Source organism: Puribacter membranae (assembly GCF_055380425.1).
Window position 1 is genome coordinate 125,419 of the sequence record NZ_AP040167.1, and the last position, 19,959, is coordinate 145,377.

Below are 19,959 nucleotides of genomic sequence, written 5' to 3' on the forward strand. Positions count from 1 at the left end.
CGAACGCCTTTGAAAGTACTTTATGACAGAACAAAAAAAATTAAACACACATATTGAAACACAACTGTTGCACAACGATCGCTGGGCGGGTATTGCGCACTCGGCAAGTCATCAGCCCGTGTATAAAAGCGTGCAATTTACCTATGATTCGGCGCAAGGCATTGCCGATGCGTTCCAAGGCAAAATCGCCGGTTATACCTACTCGCGCTCAAACAATCCGACGCTGACCGCGCTCGAAGCGCAACTGACTTTATTAGAAGGCGGGGTTGAAACCATCACTTTCGCAACCGGCATGGGCGCGATTGCGAGCGCGATGCTGGCTTTACTCAAAGCGGGCGACCATATTGTGGTCAGTCAATATTTGTTTGGCAATACCACCAGCTTGTTTGACACCTTTGGTTTGCAAGGCGTGTCCATCAGCTACGTAGATGTCACGGATGCGGCGAATGTCGCAGCGGCGTTACAGGATAATACGCGCATGGTGTTCGTTGAAACCATTGCCAACCCACGCACGCAGATCGCCGATTTGAAAGGCATCGGTCAATTGTGCCAAGCGCGCAACATCCTATTTTTCGTCGATAACACCATGGGCACACCGGCATTGGTGCGTGCCAAAGACTACGGTGCCGGTTTGGTGATGAACTCGCTGTCCAAATCATTGTCCGGACATGCGACTGTGCTCGGCGGCTCATTGACCGACACGGGCGTATTTGATTGGACAAAGTATCCCAATATATTTGATGGCTACCGCAAAGGTGATGCGAAAAAATGGGGCATTTCCCAATTGCGCAAAAAAGGTCTGCGCGATGTAGGCGCCAGCTTATCCGTGGATGCGGCGCAACAAATCGCCATCGGATTGGAAACCTTCTTCCTGCGCAATGAGCGCGCCTGCCGCAACGCCTACGATTTGGCCAAATGGCTGCAACAGCATCACGCGGTTGAACACGTTGACTATCCGGCTTTGGTCGAGCATCCGCAGCACGAGCGTGCAAAGGAGCTGTTCGGTGATTGTGGTTACGGTACATTACTCTCTTTCACGCTTAAACAAGGTAATAAAACAGCCTATCAAGTGCTCGACGCGCTCAAAGTCACCATGATTTCCACCCACTTGGGCGATAACCGCAGCATGACCTTGCCCGTTGCCCAGACCATTTATGCCGAAATGGCAGCGGAACAGCGCCAAAAATGGGGCATTAGCGACGGCCTGATTCGTGTTTCGGTGGGTATAGAGCATATCAACGACCTGATTAACGACTGGAAACAAGCGCTTGAATAAGGTGCAGAGGGCTGCTCTGTGCATGAGCAAACTAAATAATGAGTCTCATGTTGGCGATATTAATCGTATCCAATCATTACAAAGATAAGCGTTAAATAGTGCGAGCGTCATAATTGATTGAAAATAAAGAACAAATCAAAAGATGCGCACAGAATGATTGGAGAAAGTAAAAATATCGCCAAATAAGAGTTGACAATAAGAAGGCATTCGTTCATAATTTCACTTCTTCGCCGGATGGATTTGGCGGGGGAGGTTGGAAAGGGTTGGTTGAGTTAAGATTTGTTTTTAAAAAATATTAAAAATAAATTAAAAAAGACTTGACGGAATAAAAAAACTTCTTCATAATCTCGCTTCTCTGATGTTGAGACGGACGAGAAAAAACGAAGCGGTGCCAAGGTGCTGCGGGATAAAAAGATCTTTAACAAATAACAGCCGATAAGTGTGGGCATATGTAGCGAGTCTGATTGAAGAATTGGACTTAAAAAACAAATGCTCATACTTGACGAAACAAAGCGAATTTAGAAATAAATTCAAATGTCAGTCAATACTTGAGTGCTACTGTAAAAGGTAGCGAATGCGAAAGCAATGAATTAAACTGAAGAGTTTGATCATGGCTCAGATTGAACGCTGGCGGCATGCTTTACACATGCAAGTCGAACGGCAGCGAGAGAGAAGCTTGCTTCTCTTGTCGGCGAGTGGCGAACGGGTGAGTAATACATCGGAACGTACCCTGTAGTGGGGGATAACTACTCGAAAGAGTAGCTAATACCGCATACAACCTGAGGGTAAAAGTGGGGGACCGCAAGGCCTCACGCTATAGGAGCGGCCGATGGAAGATTAGCTAGTTGGTAGGGTAAAGGCCTACCAAGGCGACGATCTTTAGCGGGTCTGAGAGGACGATCCGCCACACTGGGACTGAGACACGGCCCAGACTCCTACGGGAGGCAGCAGTGGGGAATTTTGGACAATGGGCGAAAGCCTGATCCAGCAATGCCGCGTGAGTGAAGAAGGCCTTCGGGTTGTAAAGCTCTTTTGTTTGGGAAGAAATCCTAAAGGCTAATATCCTTTGGGGATGACGGCACCAAAAGAATAAGCACCGGCTAACTACGTGCCAGCAGCCGCGGTAATACGTAGGGTGCAAGCGTTAATCGGAATTACTGGGCGTAAAGCGTGCGCAGGCGGTTTTGTAAGACAGGTGTGAAATCCCCGAGCTCAACTTGGGAACTGCACTTGTGACTGCAAGACTAGAGTGTGTCAGAGGGAGGTAGAATTCCACGTGTAGCAGTGAAATGCGTAGAGATGTGGAGGAATACCGGTGGCGAAGGCGGCCTCCTGGGATAACACTGACGCTCATGTACGAAAGCGTGGGGAGCAAACAGGATTAGATACCCTGGTAGTCCACGCCCTAAACGATGTCAACTGGTTGTTGGGTCTTCATTGACTTAGTAACGAAGCTAACGCGTGAAGTTGACCGCCTGGGGAGTACGGTCGCAAGATTAAAACTCAAATGAATTGACGGGGACCCGCACAAGCGGTGGATGATGTGGATTAATTCGATGCAACGCGAAAAACCTTACCTACCCTTGACATGTAGCGAACTTTCCAGAGATGGATTGGTGCCTTCGGGAACGCTAACACAGGTGCTGCATGGCTGTCGTCAGCTCGTGTCGTGAGATGTTGGGTTAAGTCCCGCAACGAGCGCAACCCTTGTCATTAGTTGCCATCATTAAGTTGGGCACTCTAATGAGACTGCCGGTGACAAACCGGAGGAAGGTGGGGATGACGTCAAGTCCTCATGGCCCTTATGGGTAGGGCTTCACACGTCATACAATGGTCGGTACAGAGGGTTGCCAAGCCGCGAGGTGGAGCCAATCCCAGAAAACCGATCGTAGTCCGGATTGCACTCTGCAACTCGAGTGCATGAAGTCGGAATCGCTAGTAATCGCGGATCAGAATGTCGCGGTGAATACGTTCCCGGGTCTTGTACACACCGCCCGTCAAACCATGGGAGTGGGTCTCACCAGAAGTAGTTAGCCTAACCGCAAGGAGGGCGATTACCACGGTGGGATTCATGACTGGGGTTAAGTCGTAACAAGGTAGCCGTATCGGAAGGTGCGGCTGGATCACCTCCTTTCTAGAGAACGTACTTATCTACGGATAACGTACCAACAATAGAAGCTGCATGTGCTCACGCTTATCGGAATGTTTACAGAAGTAACCCTCACGGGGGATTAGCTCAGCTGGGAGAGCACCTGCTTTGCAAGCAGGGGGTCGTCGGTTCGATCCCGTCATCCTCCACCACTGAATGCAAAAGGCGAATGCTTTGAGCAAAGAATGGGTCTTTAGCTCAGTTGGTTAGAGCACTGTGTTGATAACGCAGGGGTCGATGGTTCGAGTCCATCAAGACCCACCATCAAAGTGGGTCAAACTCAACAAGTGAGATATTAAAACTACACAATGAATTGTGTAATTTTAATCTTTTACGAAAGATTGCGTCAGCAATGACGTCGGCTGTTTCTTTAACAATTAGAAACCTGAGATTATTATTTATTAAAGAGCTTCAGCAATAAAGCAGACTTAATAAATGATATGAAGCAAATTTAACAGTGAGAATTGTTATCGAGAGTTTATATAATGTGTCGATAGAATAATCACGGGTTAGATTGCATCAAAAAGTAGTTCTCAAGAAAAGTAACTTATCTTGAGTGCGGATTTCGGCGAAGCCAAAATCCAAACGAAAGAACAAGTAGTATTTAAGAATACGACTAAACTTGAAATTACGGCAAACAAACCGAGTACTGTTCTCATGTAAAAACAGTACTCACATTAGTAAATTGTCTTATAACCGGAGTCAATAGTGTTATAAGGTCAAGTGACTAAGTGCATGTGGTGGATGCCTTGGCGATTACAGGCGATGAAAGACGTGAAAGCCTGCGAAAAGCTGCGGGGAGGTGGCAAATGACCTTTGATCCGCAGATATCTGAATGGGGAAACCCGGCCCGCAAGGGTCACTGCTGACTGAATACATAGGTCAGTGGAGCGAACCTGGAGAACTGAAACATCTAAGTACCCAGAGGAAAAGAAATCAACCGAGATTCCCAAAGTAGTGGCGAGCGAAATGGGAACAGCCGTGATGTGATAATAATTGCGTTAGTAGAATGGAATGGAAAGTCCAGCTATAGAGGGTGATAGCCCCGTATACGAAAACCCAATTATGGTACTAAGCATCAGACAAGTAGGGCGGGACACGTGAAATCCTGTCTGAAGATGGGGGGACCATCCTCCAAGGCTAAATACTCGTAATCGACCGATAGTGAACCAGTACCGTGAGGGAAAGGCGAAAAGAACCCCGGGAGGGGAGTGAAATAGATCCTGAAACCGCATGCATACAAACAGTAGGAGCCCCTACTTTAATGACCTTCGAGGTGCTTTGGCAAACGAGCGTAGCGAGTTTGTCAAAAGTAAGAAGAAGGAATTGAAATAAGCCCGACTTGCAGACAAGTTGAGGGTCATTAAAGTAGGGGTGACTGCGTACCTTTTGTATAATGGGTCAGCGACTTACGTTGTGTTGCGAGCTTAACCGAATAGGGGAGGCGTAGCGAAAGCGAGTCTGATAAGGGCGATAGTAGCACGGCGTAGACCCGAAACCAAGTGATCTATCCATGGCCAGGATGAAGGTTGGGTAACACCAACTGGAGGTCCGAACCCACTAACGTTGAAAAGTTAGGGGATGAGCTGTGGATAGGGGTGAAAGGCTAAACAAACTTGGAGATAGCTGGTTCTCTCCGAAAACTATTTAGGTAGTGCCTCAAGTATTGCCTGCGGGGGTAGAGCACTGTTTTGGCTAGGGGGTCATCGCGACTTACCAAACCAAGGCAAACTCCGAATACCGCAGAGTATGAGCTTGGGAGACAGACATCGGGTGCTAACGTCCGGTGTCAAGAGGGAAACAACCCAGACCGCCAGCTAAGGTCCCCAATATAGACTAAGTGGGAAACGAAGTGGGAAGGCTAAGACAGTCAGGAGGTTGGCTTAGAAGCAGCCACCCTTTAAAGAAAGCGTAATAGCTCACTGATCGAGTCGTCCTGCGCGGAAGATGTAACGGGGCTAAGTCTATAACCGAAGCTGCGGATACGTGCTTGCACGTATGGTAGGAGAGCGTTCTGTAAGCCTGTGAAGGTGCGTTGTAAAGCGTGCTGGAGGTATCAGAAGTGCGAATGCTGACATGAGTAGCGATAAAGGGGGTGAAAAGCCCCCTCGCCGTAAGCCCAAGGTTTCCTACGCAACGTTCATCGGCGTAGGGTTAGTCGGCCCCTAAGGCGAGGCTGAGAAGCGTAGCTGATGGGAAACAGGTTAATATTCCTGTACCGTTGTTAAGTGCGATGTGGGGACGGATGGTTGCAGGTGATCCAGTTATTGGATTCTGGTTTCTGCGATGTAGGCGACTGTTAGGCAAATCCGGCAGTCACACACCGAGGTCGTGGATCGAGTGCTCTAGGGCGCGAAGTCACTGAATGTCATCCCAAGAAAAGCCACTAAGCTCCAGCTTAACAAGACCGTACCGCAAACCGACACAGGTGGGCGAGATGAGTATTCTAAGGCGCTTGAGAGAACTGCGGAGAAGGAACTCGGCAAATTGATACCGTAACTTCGGGAGAAGGTATGCCCTTGTAGCGTGAAGAGAACATCGGAGCGTGAAAGGGTCTCAGAGAATCGGTGGCTGCGACTGTTTAATAAAAACACAGCACTCTGCAAACACGAAAGTGGACGTATAGGGTGTGACGCCTGCCCGGTGCTGGAAGATTAAATGATGGGGTGCAAGCTCTTGATTGAAGTCCCAGTAAACGGCGGCCGTAACTATAACGGTCCTAAGGTAGCGAAATTCCTTGTCGGGTAAGTTCCGACCTGCACGAATGGCGTAACGATGGCCACACTGTCTCCTCCGCAGACTCAGCGAAGTTGAAATGTTTGTGATGATGCAATCTCCCCGCGGCTAGACGGAAAGACCCCATGAACCTTTACTGTAGCTTTGCATGGTATGTTGAATCGTTTTGTGTAGGATAGGTGGGAGACTTTGAAGCCGGTACGCCAGTATCGGTGGAGTCGTCCTTGAAATACCACCCTGAATTATTTGACGTTCTAACCACGGCCCATGAATCTGGGTCTGGGACAGTGCATGGTAGGCAGTTTGACTGGGGCGGTCTCCTCCCAAAGTGTAACGGAGGAGTTCGAAGGTACGCTTAACACGGTCGGACATCGTGTGTAAAGTGCAATGGCAAAAGCGTGCTTAACTGCGAGAGCGACAACTCGAGCAGGTGCGAAAGCAGGACATAGTGATCCGGTGGTTCTGAATGGAAGGGCCATCGCTCAACGGATAAAAGGTACTCTGGGGATAACAGGCTGATACCGCCCAAGAGTTCATATCGACGGCGGTGTTTGGCACCTCGATGTCGGCTCATCTCATCCTGGGGCTGTAGTCGGTCCCAAGGGTATGGCTGTTCGCCATTTAAAGAGGTACGCGAGCTGGGTTTAAAACGTCGTGAGACAGTTTGGTCCCTATCTGCCGTGGGCGCTGGAAATTTGACGGGGGCTGCTCCTAGTACGAGAGGACCGGAGTGGACGTACCGCTGGTGTACCTGTTGTTTCGCCAGAAGCATCGCAGGGTAGCTAAGTACGGAAGAGATAAACGCTGAAAGCATCTAAGCGTGAAACTTGCCTGAAGATTAGATTTCCCGGGAACTTGATTCCCTTGAAGGGTCGTTCGAGGCCAGGACGTTGATAGGTTGGGTGTGGAAGCACAGCAATGTGTTAAGCTAACCAATACTAATTGCCCGTAAGGCTTGACCTTATAACTGTATTGATTCAGTTGGTCAATTAACTAATATGTTTGTTAGTGCAATCTAATATGATTTGCGACGCTGACGAGTGTAAAGCTCTTCAGCCTCAGGTTTCTAATTCTGTTTGTTGGCTTTGCCGGCAAACGTACAAGCTTTGCTTGATGACCATAGCAAGTTGGTCCCACTCCTTCCCATCCCGAACAGGACAGTGAAACGACTTAGCGCCGATGATAGTGCAGATTACCTGTGTGAAAGTAGGACATCATCAAGCTTTAATACCAAAACCCCGTCTCCATGAGACGGGGTTTTTTATTATGGGTTTGGCGTTGTCTTGTCCGGTATCGGACTCATTGTTTGATGCGCCAAAGTGTTGCTTGGGTGAAACGCTCAAGACAGGCTGATATGCAAGTTGCTTTGAGTGCGCTTTGATTCGGGTTATACTCGCGAGCACCATGGGCAATGGTGCTGTGGTGTATATCAACCGATTCGATTAAAGGATGTGAGAGATGCGACGTTTGGGTTATGGTTTGGTGGTGTTGGGTTTGTTCGCTGCGCAAGGTGCTTGGGCCAAGGGCACGGATTTGAATGGTGACGGGGTGTTCAGCAAGGATGAGCTGTTGCAGGCGCGCCAGAAGCAATTGGATAAGAAGTTCACGAAAACCGATGCGAATCAGGATGGCCAGATCAGTATGGATGAGCTGCAGGGTAAGCGCGGTGGTATTGCGAAGAAGGCAGACGCGAATAAGGATGGGGTGATCACGCAGGCGGAAGCTCGCGCGCACATGAATCAGAGCTTGGACAAGTATATGCAGAAGAAGGATACCAATGCCGACGGCGTGCTCGATCAGAATGAGCGTAAACGTAAGCCGAAATCAGCAACACAATCAAACAGTAAGTCCCAAAAGAAGCTCAATAGCACCAACACCAATTGAGCGAGCACGATCAATAAGTACCACGCCTTCTACTGAAACCACGCACACACAGCGTGGTTTTTTTGTGAATTGGGTGGGAAATGGAGTACATTAAGTCCGCCAAGGAGAGGGGGCTGCACATGCGGACTATTAAAATTAGGTGACGAGTACAATTAGATTGTTTAGTGGGGCTTTTCTAGCTCGAATGCTGCGTCGATTTTTGTTCGGCAATAAAAAACGCATCCCAAAGGATGCGTTTTTACTTAGTTGCAAAATGAGTTATTTGCTCATTACTCGAATCATTTCGAGTACTTTGCAAGAGTAGCCCCATTCGTTGTCGTACCAAGCTACGACTTTAACGAAGGTGTCGTCCAGAGCGATACCGGCTTCGGCATCGAATGTAGAAGTGCAGGCTTCGCCACGGAAGTCAGTGGCTACGACTTTTTCTTCGGTGTAGCCGAGTACGCCTTTCATCGCGCCTTCGGACGCTGCTTTCATGGCTTTGCAGATGTCTTCGTATTTAGCTGGTTTTTCCAATTCAACAGTCAAGTCAACTACAGACACGTCTGAAGTCGGTACGCGGAATGCCATACCAGTGAGTTTTTTGTTGAGTTCTGGAATCACTACGCCAACGGCTTTGGCTGCGCCAGTGGATGATGGAATGATGTTTTCCAAAATGCCACGGCCACCACGCCAGTCTTTGTTTGACGGGCCGTCAACGGTTTTTTGAGTAGCCGTTGCTGCGTGAACGGTGGTCATCAAACCGCGTTTGATACCGAAGTTGTCGTTCAGTACTTTGGCTACCGGTGCCAAGCAGTTGGTGGTGCATGATGCATTAGAGATGATGGTTTGACCTGCGTAGGTACCGCAGTTCACGCCATAAACGAACATCGGGGTGTCGTCTTTGGATGGTGCAGACATGATGACTTTTTTCGCGCCGGCATCGATGTGTTTTTGTGCGGTTTCTTTGGTCAGGAACAAGCCGGTTGATTCAACCACAACGTCCGCGCCAACTTCGTCCCATTTCAGTTCAGCAGGGTCTTTGATCGCGGTCAGGCGAATGGTTTTGCCATTGATGATGAGGTTAGAACCTTCAACTTTCACGTCACCTTTGAAGCGGCCATGCACTGAGTCGAATTTGAGCATGTATGCCAAATAGTCTGGCTCGAGCAAGTCGTTGATACCGACGATTTCGATATCGTCTTTGAAATCCGCAACCGCCGCACGAAATACCATACGACCGATACGACCAAAACCGTTAATCCCTACTTTGATAGTCATTGTTCACTCCTTGTTAGTGGTTACAACCGATGAAAGTCACACCGCTTATTGTACTCCAAACCGCCATCATTTTTTACGGTATTTGATGCGCTTATCGGTATAACTTTATGCTATTTAAACGATTACCTAAGATATCTTTTATACCAATTGTTGCTTAACTGCTTCAACCGTTTTTTCTGCGGTAATGCCAAAATATTGGTACAACTCTTTAGCAGGGGCAGATTCACCAAAGGTAGTCATGCCAACCACTGCTCCGCGTCCGACATATTTGTGCCAGAAGTCCGGCTGTGCTGCTTCAATCGCAACGGCAGGCAGATTGCGTGGCAACACGCTGTTTTGATATTCAGCGGTTTGACGGTCAAATGCGGAGGTGCACGGCATAGAGACGACCCGTACGGCGATACCTTGTTCGGCCAATTGTTTCTGGGCTTGGAGTGCGATTTCGACTTCTGAGCCGGTGGCGATGATGAGCGCTTGGGCATGATCCGCGTCTTTCAGGACGTAGCCGCCTTTGGCGATCAATTCGGCTTGATTGAGCTGGGTAACGTTTGGCAGGTTTTGACGCGACAGAATCAATGCGCTTGGGCCGTCCATGCGCAGAATGGATTCGCCCCACGCAACGGCGGTTTCCAAACCATCCGCTGGACGCCATACATCCAGATTCGGGATGATGCGCAGGCTGGGAACGTGTTCGACGCTTTGATGCGTCGGACCGTCTTCGCCCAGACCGATGGAGTCATGGGTGAAGACGTGAATCACACGTTGTTTCATCAATGCGGCCATGCGAATCGCGTTGCGCGAGTAGTCGCAGAAGGTGAGGAAAGTGCCGCCGTAGGGAATGTAGCCGCCGTACAGCGCCATGCCGTTCATCATTGCGGCCATGCCAAACTCACGTACGCCGTAGGACAGGTGGTTGCCCCAAACGCCGGGCTTGACGCGCACGCAGCCTTTGAAGTTGGTTAAATTTGAACCGGTCAAGTCGGCTGAGCCGCCGAAAAATTCTGGCAGTAAGGGCGCCAATGCGTCCAATGCATTTTGGCTGGCTTTACGCGTGGCCACTGCGTCGGTTTTCTCGGCAATCTGTGCGTATACGCCTTTCAGTTTTTCTGCAAAATCAGCGGGCAATTGTTTGCTCATACGGCGTTCAAATTCGGCGGCTTCCGCGGGGTAAGCGGCGCGATAGGCGGCGAATTGCGCGTCCCACGCAGCTTCGCGTTCCGCACCTTTGGCGGTGGCGTCCCATGCAGCTTTGATGTCTGCCGGAATCACGAACGGCTCGTCCGTCCAGCCGAGGGTTGCGCGGGTGGCGGCGATTTCATCCGCGCCGAGCGCCGCGCCGTGTACGTCGTGCGTGCCTTGTTTATTCGGCGCGCCTTTGCCGATCACGGTTTTGCAGCAGATCAGCGTAGGTTTGCCGTCGGCAGTTTTGGCTTGTGCTTGGGCGGCGAACAGGGCTGCTTCGATGGCAGCGGTATCGTGGCCATCGACATTGGCAATCACGTTCCAGCCGTAGGCGGCAAAGCGTGCCGGTGTGTCATCAGAGAACCAGTCTTCGACATGGCCGTCAATCGAAATGCCGTTGTCATCCCAGAACGCGATCAATTTGGATAATTTGAGCGTGCCGGCCAAAGCGCAGGCTTCGTGGCTGATGCCTTCCATCATACAGCCGTCGCCCAAAAAGGCGTAGGTGAAATGATCGACGATGGCGTGATTGGGTTTATTGAATTCTTGGCCGAGCAATTTTTCGCTCAAAGCCATGCCGACTGCATTGGCAATACCTTGACCAAGCGGGCCGGTGGTGGTTTCTACGCCCGGGGTGATGGCGTATTCGGGATGGCCAGCGGTTTTGCTGTGCAATTGGCGGAAATTCTTAATTTCTTCCATCGGCAAATCGTAGCCGGTCAGATGCAACAATGAGTAAATCAACATGGAGCCGTGGCCGTTGGACAGCACAAAGCGATCACGATTGAACCAATTCGGGTTTTTTGGGTTGTGGCTCAGGTGGCTGCCCCACAATACTTGGGCGATTTCCGCCATGCCCATCGGTGCGCCCGGATGGCCGGATTTGGCTTTTTCTACGGCATCAATGGATAGGACGCGAATCGCGTTGGCCATTCGGCGGGACATTTCTGGGGTCTGTGTGCTCATGTTGTTTGCTTTCTCAAAGAATAATGATGAACAATTAAAACGAGTGCTGCGTGATAGAAAATAGGACAAAAATAATGACCGCCATTTTATCATTGATAGGCGGTCATTCGCGAGGATTTATCGGTCAACTTGCGGCACGATTTATAGGCTCAGTTGAACCGGCGCGCGCAAGGCCTGCATCACACCGCGATAGCCGCTATCCGCGTCCGGCGCGCCAAAAACGGCACTGCCTGCGACGCAGACATCCGCGCCGGCGGCGACGATCTGCGCGATGTTGTCTACTTTTACACCGCCGTCGATTTCGAGCAGGATTTTTTGCCCGCCGGATTGCATGTGCGCGTCGATTTTGGCGCGTGCGGCACGCAGTTTATTCAGCGTTTCGGGGATGAACGCTTGTCCGCCGAATCCCGGGTTCACGCTCATCAGCAGAACCACGTCTAGTTTGTCCATGACATGATCCATGAACGACAGCGGTGTGGCCGGATTGAACACCAAACCTGCTTGGCAGCCATGATCGCGAATCAAGGACAAGGTGCGGTCAATATGGCGCGAGGCTTCGGGATGAAAGGTAATGATGTTCGCGCCTGCTTTGGCGAACATCGGAATCAGCGCATCGACCGGCTCGACCATCAAATGAACGTCAATCGGAATCTGCACGTGCGGGCGGATCGCCTCGCACACCAGCGGGCCGATGGTCAGGTTGGGCACATAATGATTGTCCATCACATCAAAATGCACCCAGTCCGCACCGGCGGCCTCGATGGCACGCACTTCCTCGCCCAGTCGGGCGAAATCCGCCGATAAAATCGACGGGGCGATGCGTAATTGCGGGGGGAGATAAGCTGCGCTCATGATATTGGCTTTCTAAAAAATGGTAATGCGCCATTGTAAAGCACCTGAACGGGTAGGGCAATTTGCATCCGTGGTGAATCGGAAGTGTTTCTTTAGTGTCAGCGCTGTGGTGCGATTGATAAAAAAATCGTCTCAACTGATCGGGGTGTATCAAAAAAATTGATAAATTTGGTATGGCTTGGTATGATTCGCAGAAGAAAATTTCAATTTTTTCAAAGAATCAGCGTGATTTGATTTTTTATGTAAATTTTCCAAAAATCCAACTATAAGGATTGTTTGATATAACAACCATCACAGCACAACACACGGAGCATTTCATGCCTAACTATACCTTGCGTCAGCTCAAGACGTTTTTCGAGGTCGCCAAGCTCGGCTCGGTTTCCAAGGCCGCAGAGAAACTATTCATCACGCAGCCGGCGGTGTCGATGCAATTGCGTCAGTTGGAGGACGAATTCGGCATCGCGCTGTTTGAAAGTGTCGGACGCAATATTCGCCTGACCCACGCCGGACAGGACTTTATGGCGCAGGCCGGTCAAGTGATCGCCTCGCTCAAAGATTTGGAAGCCGTCATGGCCGAGCACGCCGGTATGAAACGCGGGCAGATTGACTTGGCGATTGTCAGCACCAGTAAATACTTTATCCCGATGCTCTTGGTACAGTTTAACCGTATGTTCCCGACGATTGATGTGCGCTTGCACATCGATAACAAGGAAAACGTGTTTGGCATGATTGAGCGCAACGAAGTGGATTTAGCCATCTCAGGGCGCGTTCCCGATTCGTCCGACTATGTGGGTGAGCCGTTCGCCAGCAATCCGCAGGCCTTCGTCTGTGCGCCGTCGCATCCGCTCTCACGCAAGAAAAACATCAGCTACGAATTGCTGAGCGAGTACCCGTTCGTCGTGCGTGAACGCGGCTCGGGTACGCGCGCGGCGATGGAGCGCTGTTTTGATGAACATCAGGCGCAGATGCAAATTTTCATGGAAATGCCGAGTAACGAAACCATCAAACAGGCGGTGATGGCAAATATGGGCTTGAGCTTTTTATCGCTGCGCACGATTCGGCATGAGCTGGCTGCGGGCTATATCGCACTGCTGGATGTGGTCGACACACCGATTCAGGGCAAATGGCAGGTGATTCACCTGAAAAACAAAAAACTCTCACCGACGCTCAAAGCATTCAAACACTTCTTGCTCGAACAAGGCGGTGCGCTGATTGATACGTGGTCTTGAGCGAATAAATATAGAAAATGCGGAACAAGTATGTTTTTCAGCTCAAGGATTGATAGATGGAAGTACCGCTTGAAAGTACGCAATTTTAACATTTTGATTTTATTCAAATTTTGTCAGGGTTTCTCTGACAAAATTTCTAATACTCAGCACGGAAAAACTAGGGTTTTACTTTTTCCGTATTTCTTATAGAGATATGACCACCTCCGCCGTTCAAACTACCTCCCAACCCGTTCGGCGTAATTCCCGTCGCAACGGATACCAGCGGCCCGATTACTGGTCGCAGGCCACGCACGAATTGGCGCAGAACGATGCAGTGATGGCGGCGTTGATCCAACGTTACCCCGACAGCATTATGAGCTCGCGCGGGCAACCGTTTTACACCCTGGTGCGCTCGGTGGTCGGGCAACAAATCTCCGTGCGTGCCGCCGATAGCATTTGGGCGCGTCTGGAGGCGCTGTGTCCGCGCATGACGCCGAGAACCATGCTGCAATGTACGCCGGAACAATTGCGCAGCGTCGGACTGTCAGCGCGAAAAGCGCAATATGTGCACGAAGTGGCGCAATTTTTCGTGCGTAATCGCATCAGTCATCGAGGACACGAATATTGGGCGCAGCGCAGCGATCAGGCCATCATTGACGAGTTGTCCGGCATTCATGGGATAGGCCGCTGGACGGCGGAAATGTTCCTGATGTTCACGCTGCTGCGCCCCAATGTATTCCCCGTAGATGATATTGGGCTATTGCGCGGCTTGGAAAAGGCTTATCATATCGATCAGCGCCTGACACCCAAACAGGCGCGAGTTTTGTACTTTGAACGATTTTCCCCTTGGGCGAGCGTCGCCACATGGTACTTGTGGCGCAGTCTTGATCCGGTCGAAGTCGCCTATTGACGCGGGTTTTCCTGGGCTTGAGTAGGGCGGTTTTACGAACGGACGTGCGGTGTTTTGCCCACATGGGCGCGAAAAACTTTGTTAAAATGCGCCCGTTCTAATCACGGAGAAATGGTGTGAGACAAATATTTTTAGACTTTGAACAGCCAATTGCGGATTTAGAAAGCAAAATCGAAGAACTGCGTTTGGTGCAAAGCGACTCGGCGGTCGATATCTCTGAAGAAATCACTCGCCTGAAGAAAAAAAGCGATGAATTGACCAAAGACACCTACGCCAAACTCGAACCGTGGCAAGTGGTCAAAGTCGCGCGTCATGCGCAACGCCCTTACACGCTCGACTACATCGACCTGATTTTCACCGATTTTCACGAACTGCACGGCGACCGTGCATTTGCCGATGACGCCGCGATTGTGGGCGGCTTGGCACGATTCGAAGGCCAACCGTGCATGGTCATCGGTCATCAAAAAGGCCGCGATACCAAAGAGCGAGGTCTGCGCAATTTCGGTATGCCGCGCCCCGAAGGCTACCGCAAAGCGCTGCGCCTGATGCACTTGGCCGAAAAATACCGCTTACCCATTTTCACCTTCATCGACACGCCGGGTGCGTATCCGGGCATCGGTGCGGAAGAGCGCGGCCAGTCCGAAGCCATTGGACGTAATTTATACGAAATGGCCAAACTCAAAACCCCGATCATCGCCACCGTAATTGGCGAAGGCGGCTCGGGCGGCGCGCTGGCGGTGGCAGTTGCCGACACCGTGCTGATGTTGCAATACGCCATCTACTCCGTGATTTCGCCCGAAGGCTGCGCCTCAATCCTATGGAAGAGCGCGGACAAAGCATCGGAAGCGGCTGAAGCCATGGGCATCACTGCCGCGCGCTTGAAACAGCTCGGCTTGGTCGATAAAGTGCTGAGCGAGCCATTGGGCGGCGCACAACGCAACCACAAAGCCACGGCGCAAACCATCAAAAAAGCCTTGGCCGACGCGCTGATTTCCCTGCAAAGCAAACCGAATGACGAACTACTCGCCGGCCGCATGGAAAAAATCATGAACTACGGCAATTTCACCGAGGCGAAAAAATAAACATTGGGAAGTGGTTTAACTCATCAAACAGGGCGCAGAAATGCGCCCTGTGTTATTGATAACGTGCGGTATTCAATAAAATGGCGGTGAACGGAACGGTTACAGATTTTATTTACAAGCCAAGTTTATTTTTCTATGCCGCCTGTGCGGCGGTGAACAGTTGATAAATGCGTGGCGTCACAGTCACCTCTTTCTAAGCCACCTATGCGGCGGTGAACGATTCACCCGACCATCGGCGCGGTGCGCGTTTTTTCTAAGCCGCCTATACGGCGGTGAACCGCGCGATCAAAGAGATGCAGATCAGCATCATTTTCTAAGCCGCCTATGCGGCGGAGAGCGGCAATTTGCAAACGTCATCTTTGTTGCGTTTTTTCTAAGCCGCCTATGCGGCGGTGAACTTGGTTCGCGGTGCGATCAAATCGGCATTCGCTTTCTAAGCCGCCTATGCGGCGGTGAACCCATACCCTTTAAGTCTTGATTGACCTTGTTTTTTCTAAGCCGCCTATGCGGCGGTGAACTGCGAAGGTGTCCAACTGCTTTTCACCCCAACTTTCTAAGCCGCCTATGCGGCGGTGAACGTGAGTGATGGCGAGTTGACTATTGTTCATAACTTTCTAAGCCGCCTATGCGGCGGTGAACTACGAGAATCTGATGCTTGATTCTACGGGCGAATTTCTAAGCCGCCTATGCGGCGGTGAACGCTTTTGCGCAGTGTGGCTCGAAGTTGGCAAATTTCTAAGCCGCCTATGCGGCGGTGAACACCAAGGGTTTGGGCAAATATTACGACGCAGTTTTCTAAGCCGCCTATGCGGCGGTGAACAATGAATCGCTGTACAAGCGGAAACTTCACATTTTCTAAGCCGCCTATGCGGCGGTGAACAAGGTTCAAATCCACGGAGGTTCTGCGGAACATTTCTAAGCCGCCTATGCGGCGGTGAACTACTGGGTAGGCAGAGATTCGCGGGATAAATGTTTCTAAGCCGCCTATGCGGCGGTGAACATTTATCGTGAGATTTTTGAATGTGTGCGTACTTTCTAAGCCGCCTATGCGGCGGTGAACATAGGCACTACAATATCCAAGTTGTTAGCAATTTTCTAAGCCGCCTATGCGGCGGTGAACTCATCGGCTCTTTTTCTTCTGGTTGGCTTTTTTTTCTAAGCCGCCTATGCGGCGGTGAACGACGTGGTGATGCGGGCTGTTGAGCGGTAAACTTTCTAAGCCGCCTATGCGGCGGTGAACATGAGTTGCGAAGAACAACAGAGCTTTCAGTTTTTCTAAGCCGCCTATGCGGCGGTGAACGAAGACGCTGCTTAGTACGAACATACAGCGCATTTCTAAGCCGCCTATGCGGCGGTGAACTAGGGCAGTTTAGTGCAAACCTGTTGTATTTTCAAGCGGTTAAAGAGCGGATATGGATTTGTCCCTTTTTCAAACGGTATTGTTAAATATTTGTTTTTAAAAGTGTTTTTTATTTGGTCTGAAAAAGGGTTTACTCAGCTTAGCACTGCGATGCGGTGGATTGTTATCGTAGTGACGCCGATTTGTTTATTTCAACATTGTGCTTTGATGTTTCTTAATGTTCATCTGTATCAGGCGTTTTGTCAGTCATCTTGGAAACAGTAATGCTCTGTTGCTTGGGTTTTTGTTATGATGTTTGAATTCAATTTTTCGCACCATGAACGATATGATTCAAAACCTTTCATCCGTCGATTTGCGCATCCCGACTGCGGTAGCGGTCAGTGGCGGCGTGGATTCAATGAGTCTGCTGCACGTACTCGCATCGCGGGCGCGTGAGGTTCAACAGCCGTTGTGGGCATTTCACATTCACCATGATTTGCAGGCTGCCGCCGATGGCTGGCAGGTTTTGGTACGCGAGGCGGCGGCTCGGCTCGGCGTGTCGTTTGACACGCGGCGTTTGGATGCGCGCACGCAGGCGCCGGCGCAGAGTGTGGAGGAGTGGGCGCGGCAAGGGCGTTATCGTGCGTTGGCCGATCTGGCGCGGCAGCACGGTGTGCGGCAAATCGTGCTGGCGCATCATGAGGATGATCAAATCGAAACGTATTTGTTGCAAACTGAGCGCGGCGCAGGGGTGCGTGGACAGTCCGCTATGCCGACACGCATGGAGCGGCATGGTATCGCGTGGTTGCGCCCGTGGTTGACGGTGTCGCGGGCGCAGATTTATGCCTATGCGCATGCGCAAGGCATTGAGTATGTACACGATCCGTCGAATGTTGATCCGCGCTTTAAACGCAGCGCTATTCGGGTGCAGTTGGCGCAAGCGCCGTTGACGGCGCAACGGCGCGCCGATATTTTGAATGCGATTCAAACGGCGCAACGGCAGCAGGCGAGTGATAGTGCGTGGGCGCAGCAGATCATTGCGCGGCACAGCGTATCGCACCGCGTGGATATTGGCGAATGCGGTCGTTTGCGTGCGGTGAATTTGAGTGAGTATGCGGCAGAGCAGGCGCATATTTTGCTACGCGAATGGATGGCGCAAATGGGTTGGCGTATGCCGTCGCGCGCAGCGTTGGATGAGTTGCTCCGACAATTGAGCAAACCGGCGCACAATCGGCAGATGTGTTGGCGGCACGCCGATGGCTGGGCGGTGACGCAGTTAAAACACGATTGGATTGCCGCGCGCTTGTTACCGACGGGCCAGTGGTTTTTGACGGATGAGGTGCGTGCGCGCATCACGCGTGAGGGACTGAGCATACGCGCTCGAATGGGGGGCGAGCGTTTGCGTTTGGCGAATCATCGTCCGAGCATTGACCTGAAACACGCCTATCAAATGTATGGCGTCGCGCCGATGCTGCGCGGGCAGCTACCCTTGCTGTACGATGGCGAGCGGCTGGTGCATGTGGTTGGCGTGGGCGATGTGCTGCCAGCAGATCATTAAAGCACCGGCCCCATGGTCGCCACCGTGTTGTACCACAGCAGTTTGGGTTTGCGCCATTGATCTATGTCGGCCAAGGTAACCGGTGTGGACGCCGCGATGTACTCGTTTTGGCGTGCGATGATGCTTTGGGTCAGGGTGCGGTCATACAGGGCAATGTTGTTCTCGTAATTCAGCTCAAAACTGCGACGATCCATATTGGCCGAGCCGATCAGGGTGACTTCACCGTCGATGGTCAGCAGTTTCGCGTGCAGCAAACCGCCGTTGTATTCGAAAATTCGCACGCCTGCCTGAACCAAGGTGCGGTAATAACTGCGGCTGGCGGCGGCGACAATCCACGAATCATTGCGGCGCGGCACGATCAGCGTCACCTGCGTACCGCAGCGCGCAGCCACGCACAGAGCATTCAAAATCGCCTCATTCGGCACGAAATACGGCGTGGTGATGATCAACTCATGTTGGGCAATATCAATCAGCTTCATGAACACATCCGACATGGCCGAATGCCGCTCGGTCGGGCCGGTCGCGATCACCTGAGCGGGGAAACCATCGGTTTCGTGGGCGATGGACGGATCGATTTCATCCAACAAATCCAAGCGTTCGCCCGTGGTCGCCTCCCAGTCACTGATAAACACCAACTGATTTTGAAACACAATCGGCCCGGCAAAACGCACCACCGTATCCACCCACGGCGCAAATTTCGCCTTCGGCGTGAACGCCGCATCCGCACAATTCTGGCTGCCGCAATACGTGATCGCATTATCAATCACCATGATTTTACGGTGATTGCGCAGATCAATCCGACCATACAAAACACGCAAAAACGGATTGCCCACCGACAAAGCCACCCCCTGCTGCACCCCAGCCGTACGCATCTGCTGCCAATGCGGCGAGCGCATCAAGGTGCGCGAACCCAAAGCATCGACCAATACGCGGCACACCACCCCGCGCTGAGCTGCGCGGATCAAGGCATGTGCCACCTTCAGTCCGCTCTCATCCGCCAACCAAATATAAAACAACAGATGCACATGCTGTGTCGCCGCATCAATATCCGCCACCAAATCATCCATCATACTGGCCGAATCGCGGGTCAAATCCGCCCGATTCCCCGCCACCGGCGCAAAACCATTGACCGACTGACCAATGCGAAACACCTGATGAAAACGCTCCGGAATCGTGTCCAAAATCGCAGTCGGAATCAAATCTGCCATGTGCGAAGCCTTAAACCGTTCAATCAAACTCTCGCGCACCTCATGCATGCGCTGCGCGCGTTTCGCCCCGACATTCGTCTCACCCAACAACACATAAATCACCATACCGAAAACCGGCACAGCCAAAATCAACAACATCCACGCGATGCGCGAGGCCGGCTCGCGATATGGGCGCAACATCACCCGCCCGACAAAATACAACACCAACACATAATGAACGACCACCACGATGATCGGCCAAGCGCTGACCCACTGAGTAGAATGGACAATCATAGCTCCTCCAAATATACGAAACAATTAAACCACATCCGATGGCAGAGGACAACAAAACGCAATGAACAGCACGCAA

Annotated in this window: 10 protein-coding genes, 2 tRNA genes, 3 rRNA genes and 1 CRISPR repeat array; of the genes, 11 read left to right on the plus strand and 4 right to left on the minus strand. The window is 51.2% G+C overall.

Annotated features, from left to right (window positions below; genetic code table 11):
* Positions 1-22: 22 nt before the first annotated feature.
* From ACZ41M_RS00635 to ACZ41M_RS00665, 7 genes are all read left to right on the plus strand, one after another.
* Entirely contained in the window at positions 23-1,276 is a 1,254-nt protein-coding gene (locus ACZ41M_RS00635; protein ID WP_464730775.1) for a cystathionine gamma-synthase family protein, read from the plus strand.
* A 592-nt stretch (positions 1,277-1,868) separates the two neighbouring features.
* A 16S ribosomal RNA gene (locus tag ACZ41M_RS00640) occupies positions 1,869-3,410 on the plus strand.
* 91 nt (positions 3,411-3,501) lie between these two features.
* Positions 3,502-3,577, plus strand: a tRNA-Ala gene (locus tag ACZ41M_RS00645).
* 35 nt (positions 3,578-3,612) lie between these two features.
* A tRNA-Ile gene (locus ACZ41M_RS00650) sits at positions 3,613-3,689 on the plus strand.
* A 453-nt stretch (positions 3,690-4,142) separates the two neighbouring features.
* Positions 4,143-7,124 (plus strand): 23S ribosomal RNA (locus ACZ41M_RS00655).
* Between the two features lie 146 nt (positions 7,125-7,270).
* Positions 7,271-7,384 (plus strand): 5S ribosomal RNA (gene rrf / locus ACZ41M_RS00660).
* The 16S, 23S and 5S rRNA genes sit together here with 2 tRNA genes alongside, the layout of an rRNA operon.
* A gap of 235 nt (positions 7,385-7,619) precedes the next feature.
* Positions 7,620-8,045 (plus strand): EF-hand domain-containing protein, encoded by a 426-nt coding sequence (locus ACZ41M_RS00665; protein ID WP_464730774.1) that lies wholly within the window; start codon positions 7,620-7,622, stop codon positions 8,043-8,045.
* A gap of 258 nt (positions 8,046-8,303) precedes the next feature.
* On the opposite strand, the gene gap is transcribed toward ACZ41M_RS00665, so the two are convergent.
* The 3 genes from gap to rpe form a co-directional block, all read right to left on the minus strand.
* On the minus strand, positions 8,304-9,305 hold the full coding sequence (gap, locus tag ACZ41M_RS00670) for a type I glyceraldehyde-3-phosphate dehydrogenase (protein WP_464730773.1): 1,002 nt from the start codon (positions 9,303-9,305) through the stop codon (positions 8,304-8,306).
* A 138-nt stretch (positions 9,306-9,443) separates the two neighbouring features.
* Positions 9,444-11,453, minus strand: coding sequence for a transketolase (gene tkt / locus ACZ41M_RS00675; protein ID WP_464730772.1), 2,010 nt, complete (start codon positions 11,451-11,453; stop codon positions 9,444-9,446).
* A gap of 141 nt (positions 11,454-11,594) precedes the next feature.
* Complete coding sequence (gene rpe / locus ACZ41M_RS00680) at positions 11,595-12,305, minus strand: ribulose-phosphate 3-epimerase (protein ID WP_464730771.1); 711 nt, start codon at positions 12,303-12,305, stop codon at positions 11,595-11,597.
* A 317-nt stretch (positions 12,306-12,622) separates the two neighbouring features.
* Here rpe and ACZ41M_RS00685 point away from each other — a divergent pair, with 317 nt between their 5' ends.
* The 4 genes from ACZ41M_RS00685 (at position 12,623) to tilS (ending at position 18,402) form a co-directional block, all read left to right on the plus strand.
* Entirely contained in the window at positions 12,623-13,534 is a 912-nt protein-coding gene (locus ACZ41M_RS00685) for a LysR family transcriptional regulator (RefSeq protein WP_464730770.1), read from the plus strand.
* A 193-nt stretch (positions 13,535-13,727) separates the two neighbouring features.
* Positions 13,728-14,423, plus strand: coding sequence for a DNA-3-methyladenine glycosylase family protein (locus tag ACZ41M_RS00690; protein WP_464730769.1), 696 nt, complete (start codon positions 13,728-13,730; stop codon positions 14,421-14,423).
* A 116-nt stretch (positions 14,424-14,539) separates the two neighbouring features.
* The gene (locus tag ACZ41M_RS00695; RefSeq protein ID WP_464730768.1) at positions 14,540-15,505 is read left to right on the plus strand and encodes an acetyl-CoA carboxylase carboxyltransferase subunit alpha; all 966 of its coding nucleotides are present in this window, start codon (positions 14,540-14,542) and stop codon (positions 15,503-15,505) included.
* A 130-nt stretch (positions 15,506-15,635) separates the two neighbouring features.
* Positions 15,636-16,865: a CRISPR direct-repeat array (repeat unit 28 nt; unit sequence TTTCTAAGCCGCCTATGCGGCGGTGAAC).
* Positions 16,866-17,190: 325 nt separating this feature from the next.
* Entirely contained in the window at positions 17,191-18,402 is a 1,212-nt protein-coding gene (gene tilS, locus ACZ41M_RS00700; protein ID WP_464730767.1) for a tRNA lysidine(34) synthetase TilS, read from the plus strand.
* Here tilS and cls read toward each other — a convergent pair.
* Positions 18,399-19,883, minus strand: a complete 1,485-nt coding sequence (gene cls, locus ACZ41M_RS00705; RefSeq protein ID WP_464730766.1) for a cardiolipin synthase — start codon at positions 19,881-19,883, stop codon at positions 18,399-18,401. The genes tilS and cls overlap by 4 nt on opposite strands.
* Positions 19,884-19,959: the final 76 nt, after the last annotated feature.

Coding starts and splice junctions, on each gene's coding strand:
- cls (WP_464730766.1), bottom strand. CDS start 19,883: ATGATTGTCCATTCTACTCAGTGGGTCAGCGCTTGGCCGATCATCGTG.
- ACZ41M_RS00635 (WP_464730775.1), top strand. CDS start 23: ATGACAGAACAAAAAAAATTAAACACACATATTGAAACACAACTGTTG.
- tkt (WP_464730772.1), bottom strand. CDS start 11,453: ATGAGCACACAGACCCCAGAAATGTCCCGCCGAATGGCCAACGCGATT.
- gap (WP_464730773.1), bottom strand. CDS start 9,305: ATGACTATCAAAGTAGGGATTAACGGTTTTGGTCGTATCGGTCGTATG.
- ACZ41M_RS00665 (WP_464730774.1), top strand. CDS start 7,620: ATGCGACGTTTGGGTTATGGTTTGGTGGTGTTGGGTTTGTTCGCTGCG.
- tilS (WP_464730767.1), top strand. CDS start 17,191: ATGATTCAAAACCTTTCATCCGTCGATTTGCGCATCCCGACTGCGGTA.
- rpe (WP_464730771.1), bottom strand. CDS start 12,305: ATGAGCGCAGCTTATCTCCCCCCGCAATTACGCATCGCCCCGTCGATT.
- ACZ41M_RS00690 (WP_464730769.1), top strand. CDS start 13,728: ATGACCACCTCCGCCGTTCAAACTACCTCCCAACCCGTTCGGCGTAAT.
- ACZ41M_RS00685 (WP_464730770.1), top strand. CDS start 12,623: ATGCCTAACTATACCTTGCGTCAGCTCAAGACGTTTTTCGAGGTCGCC.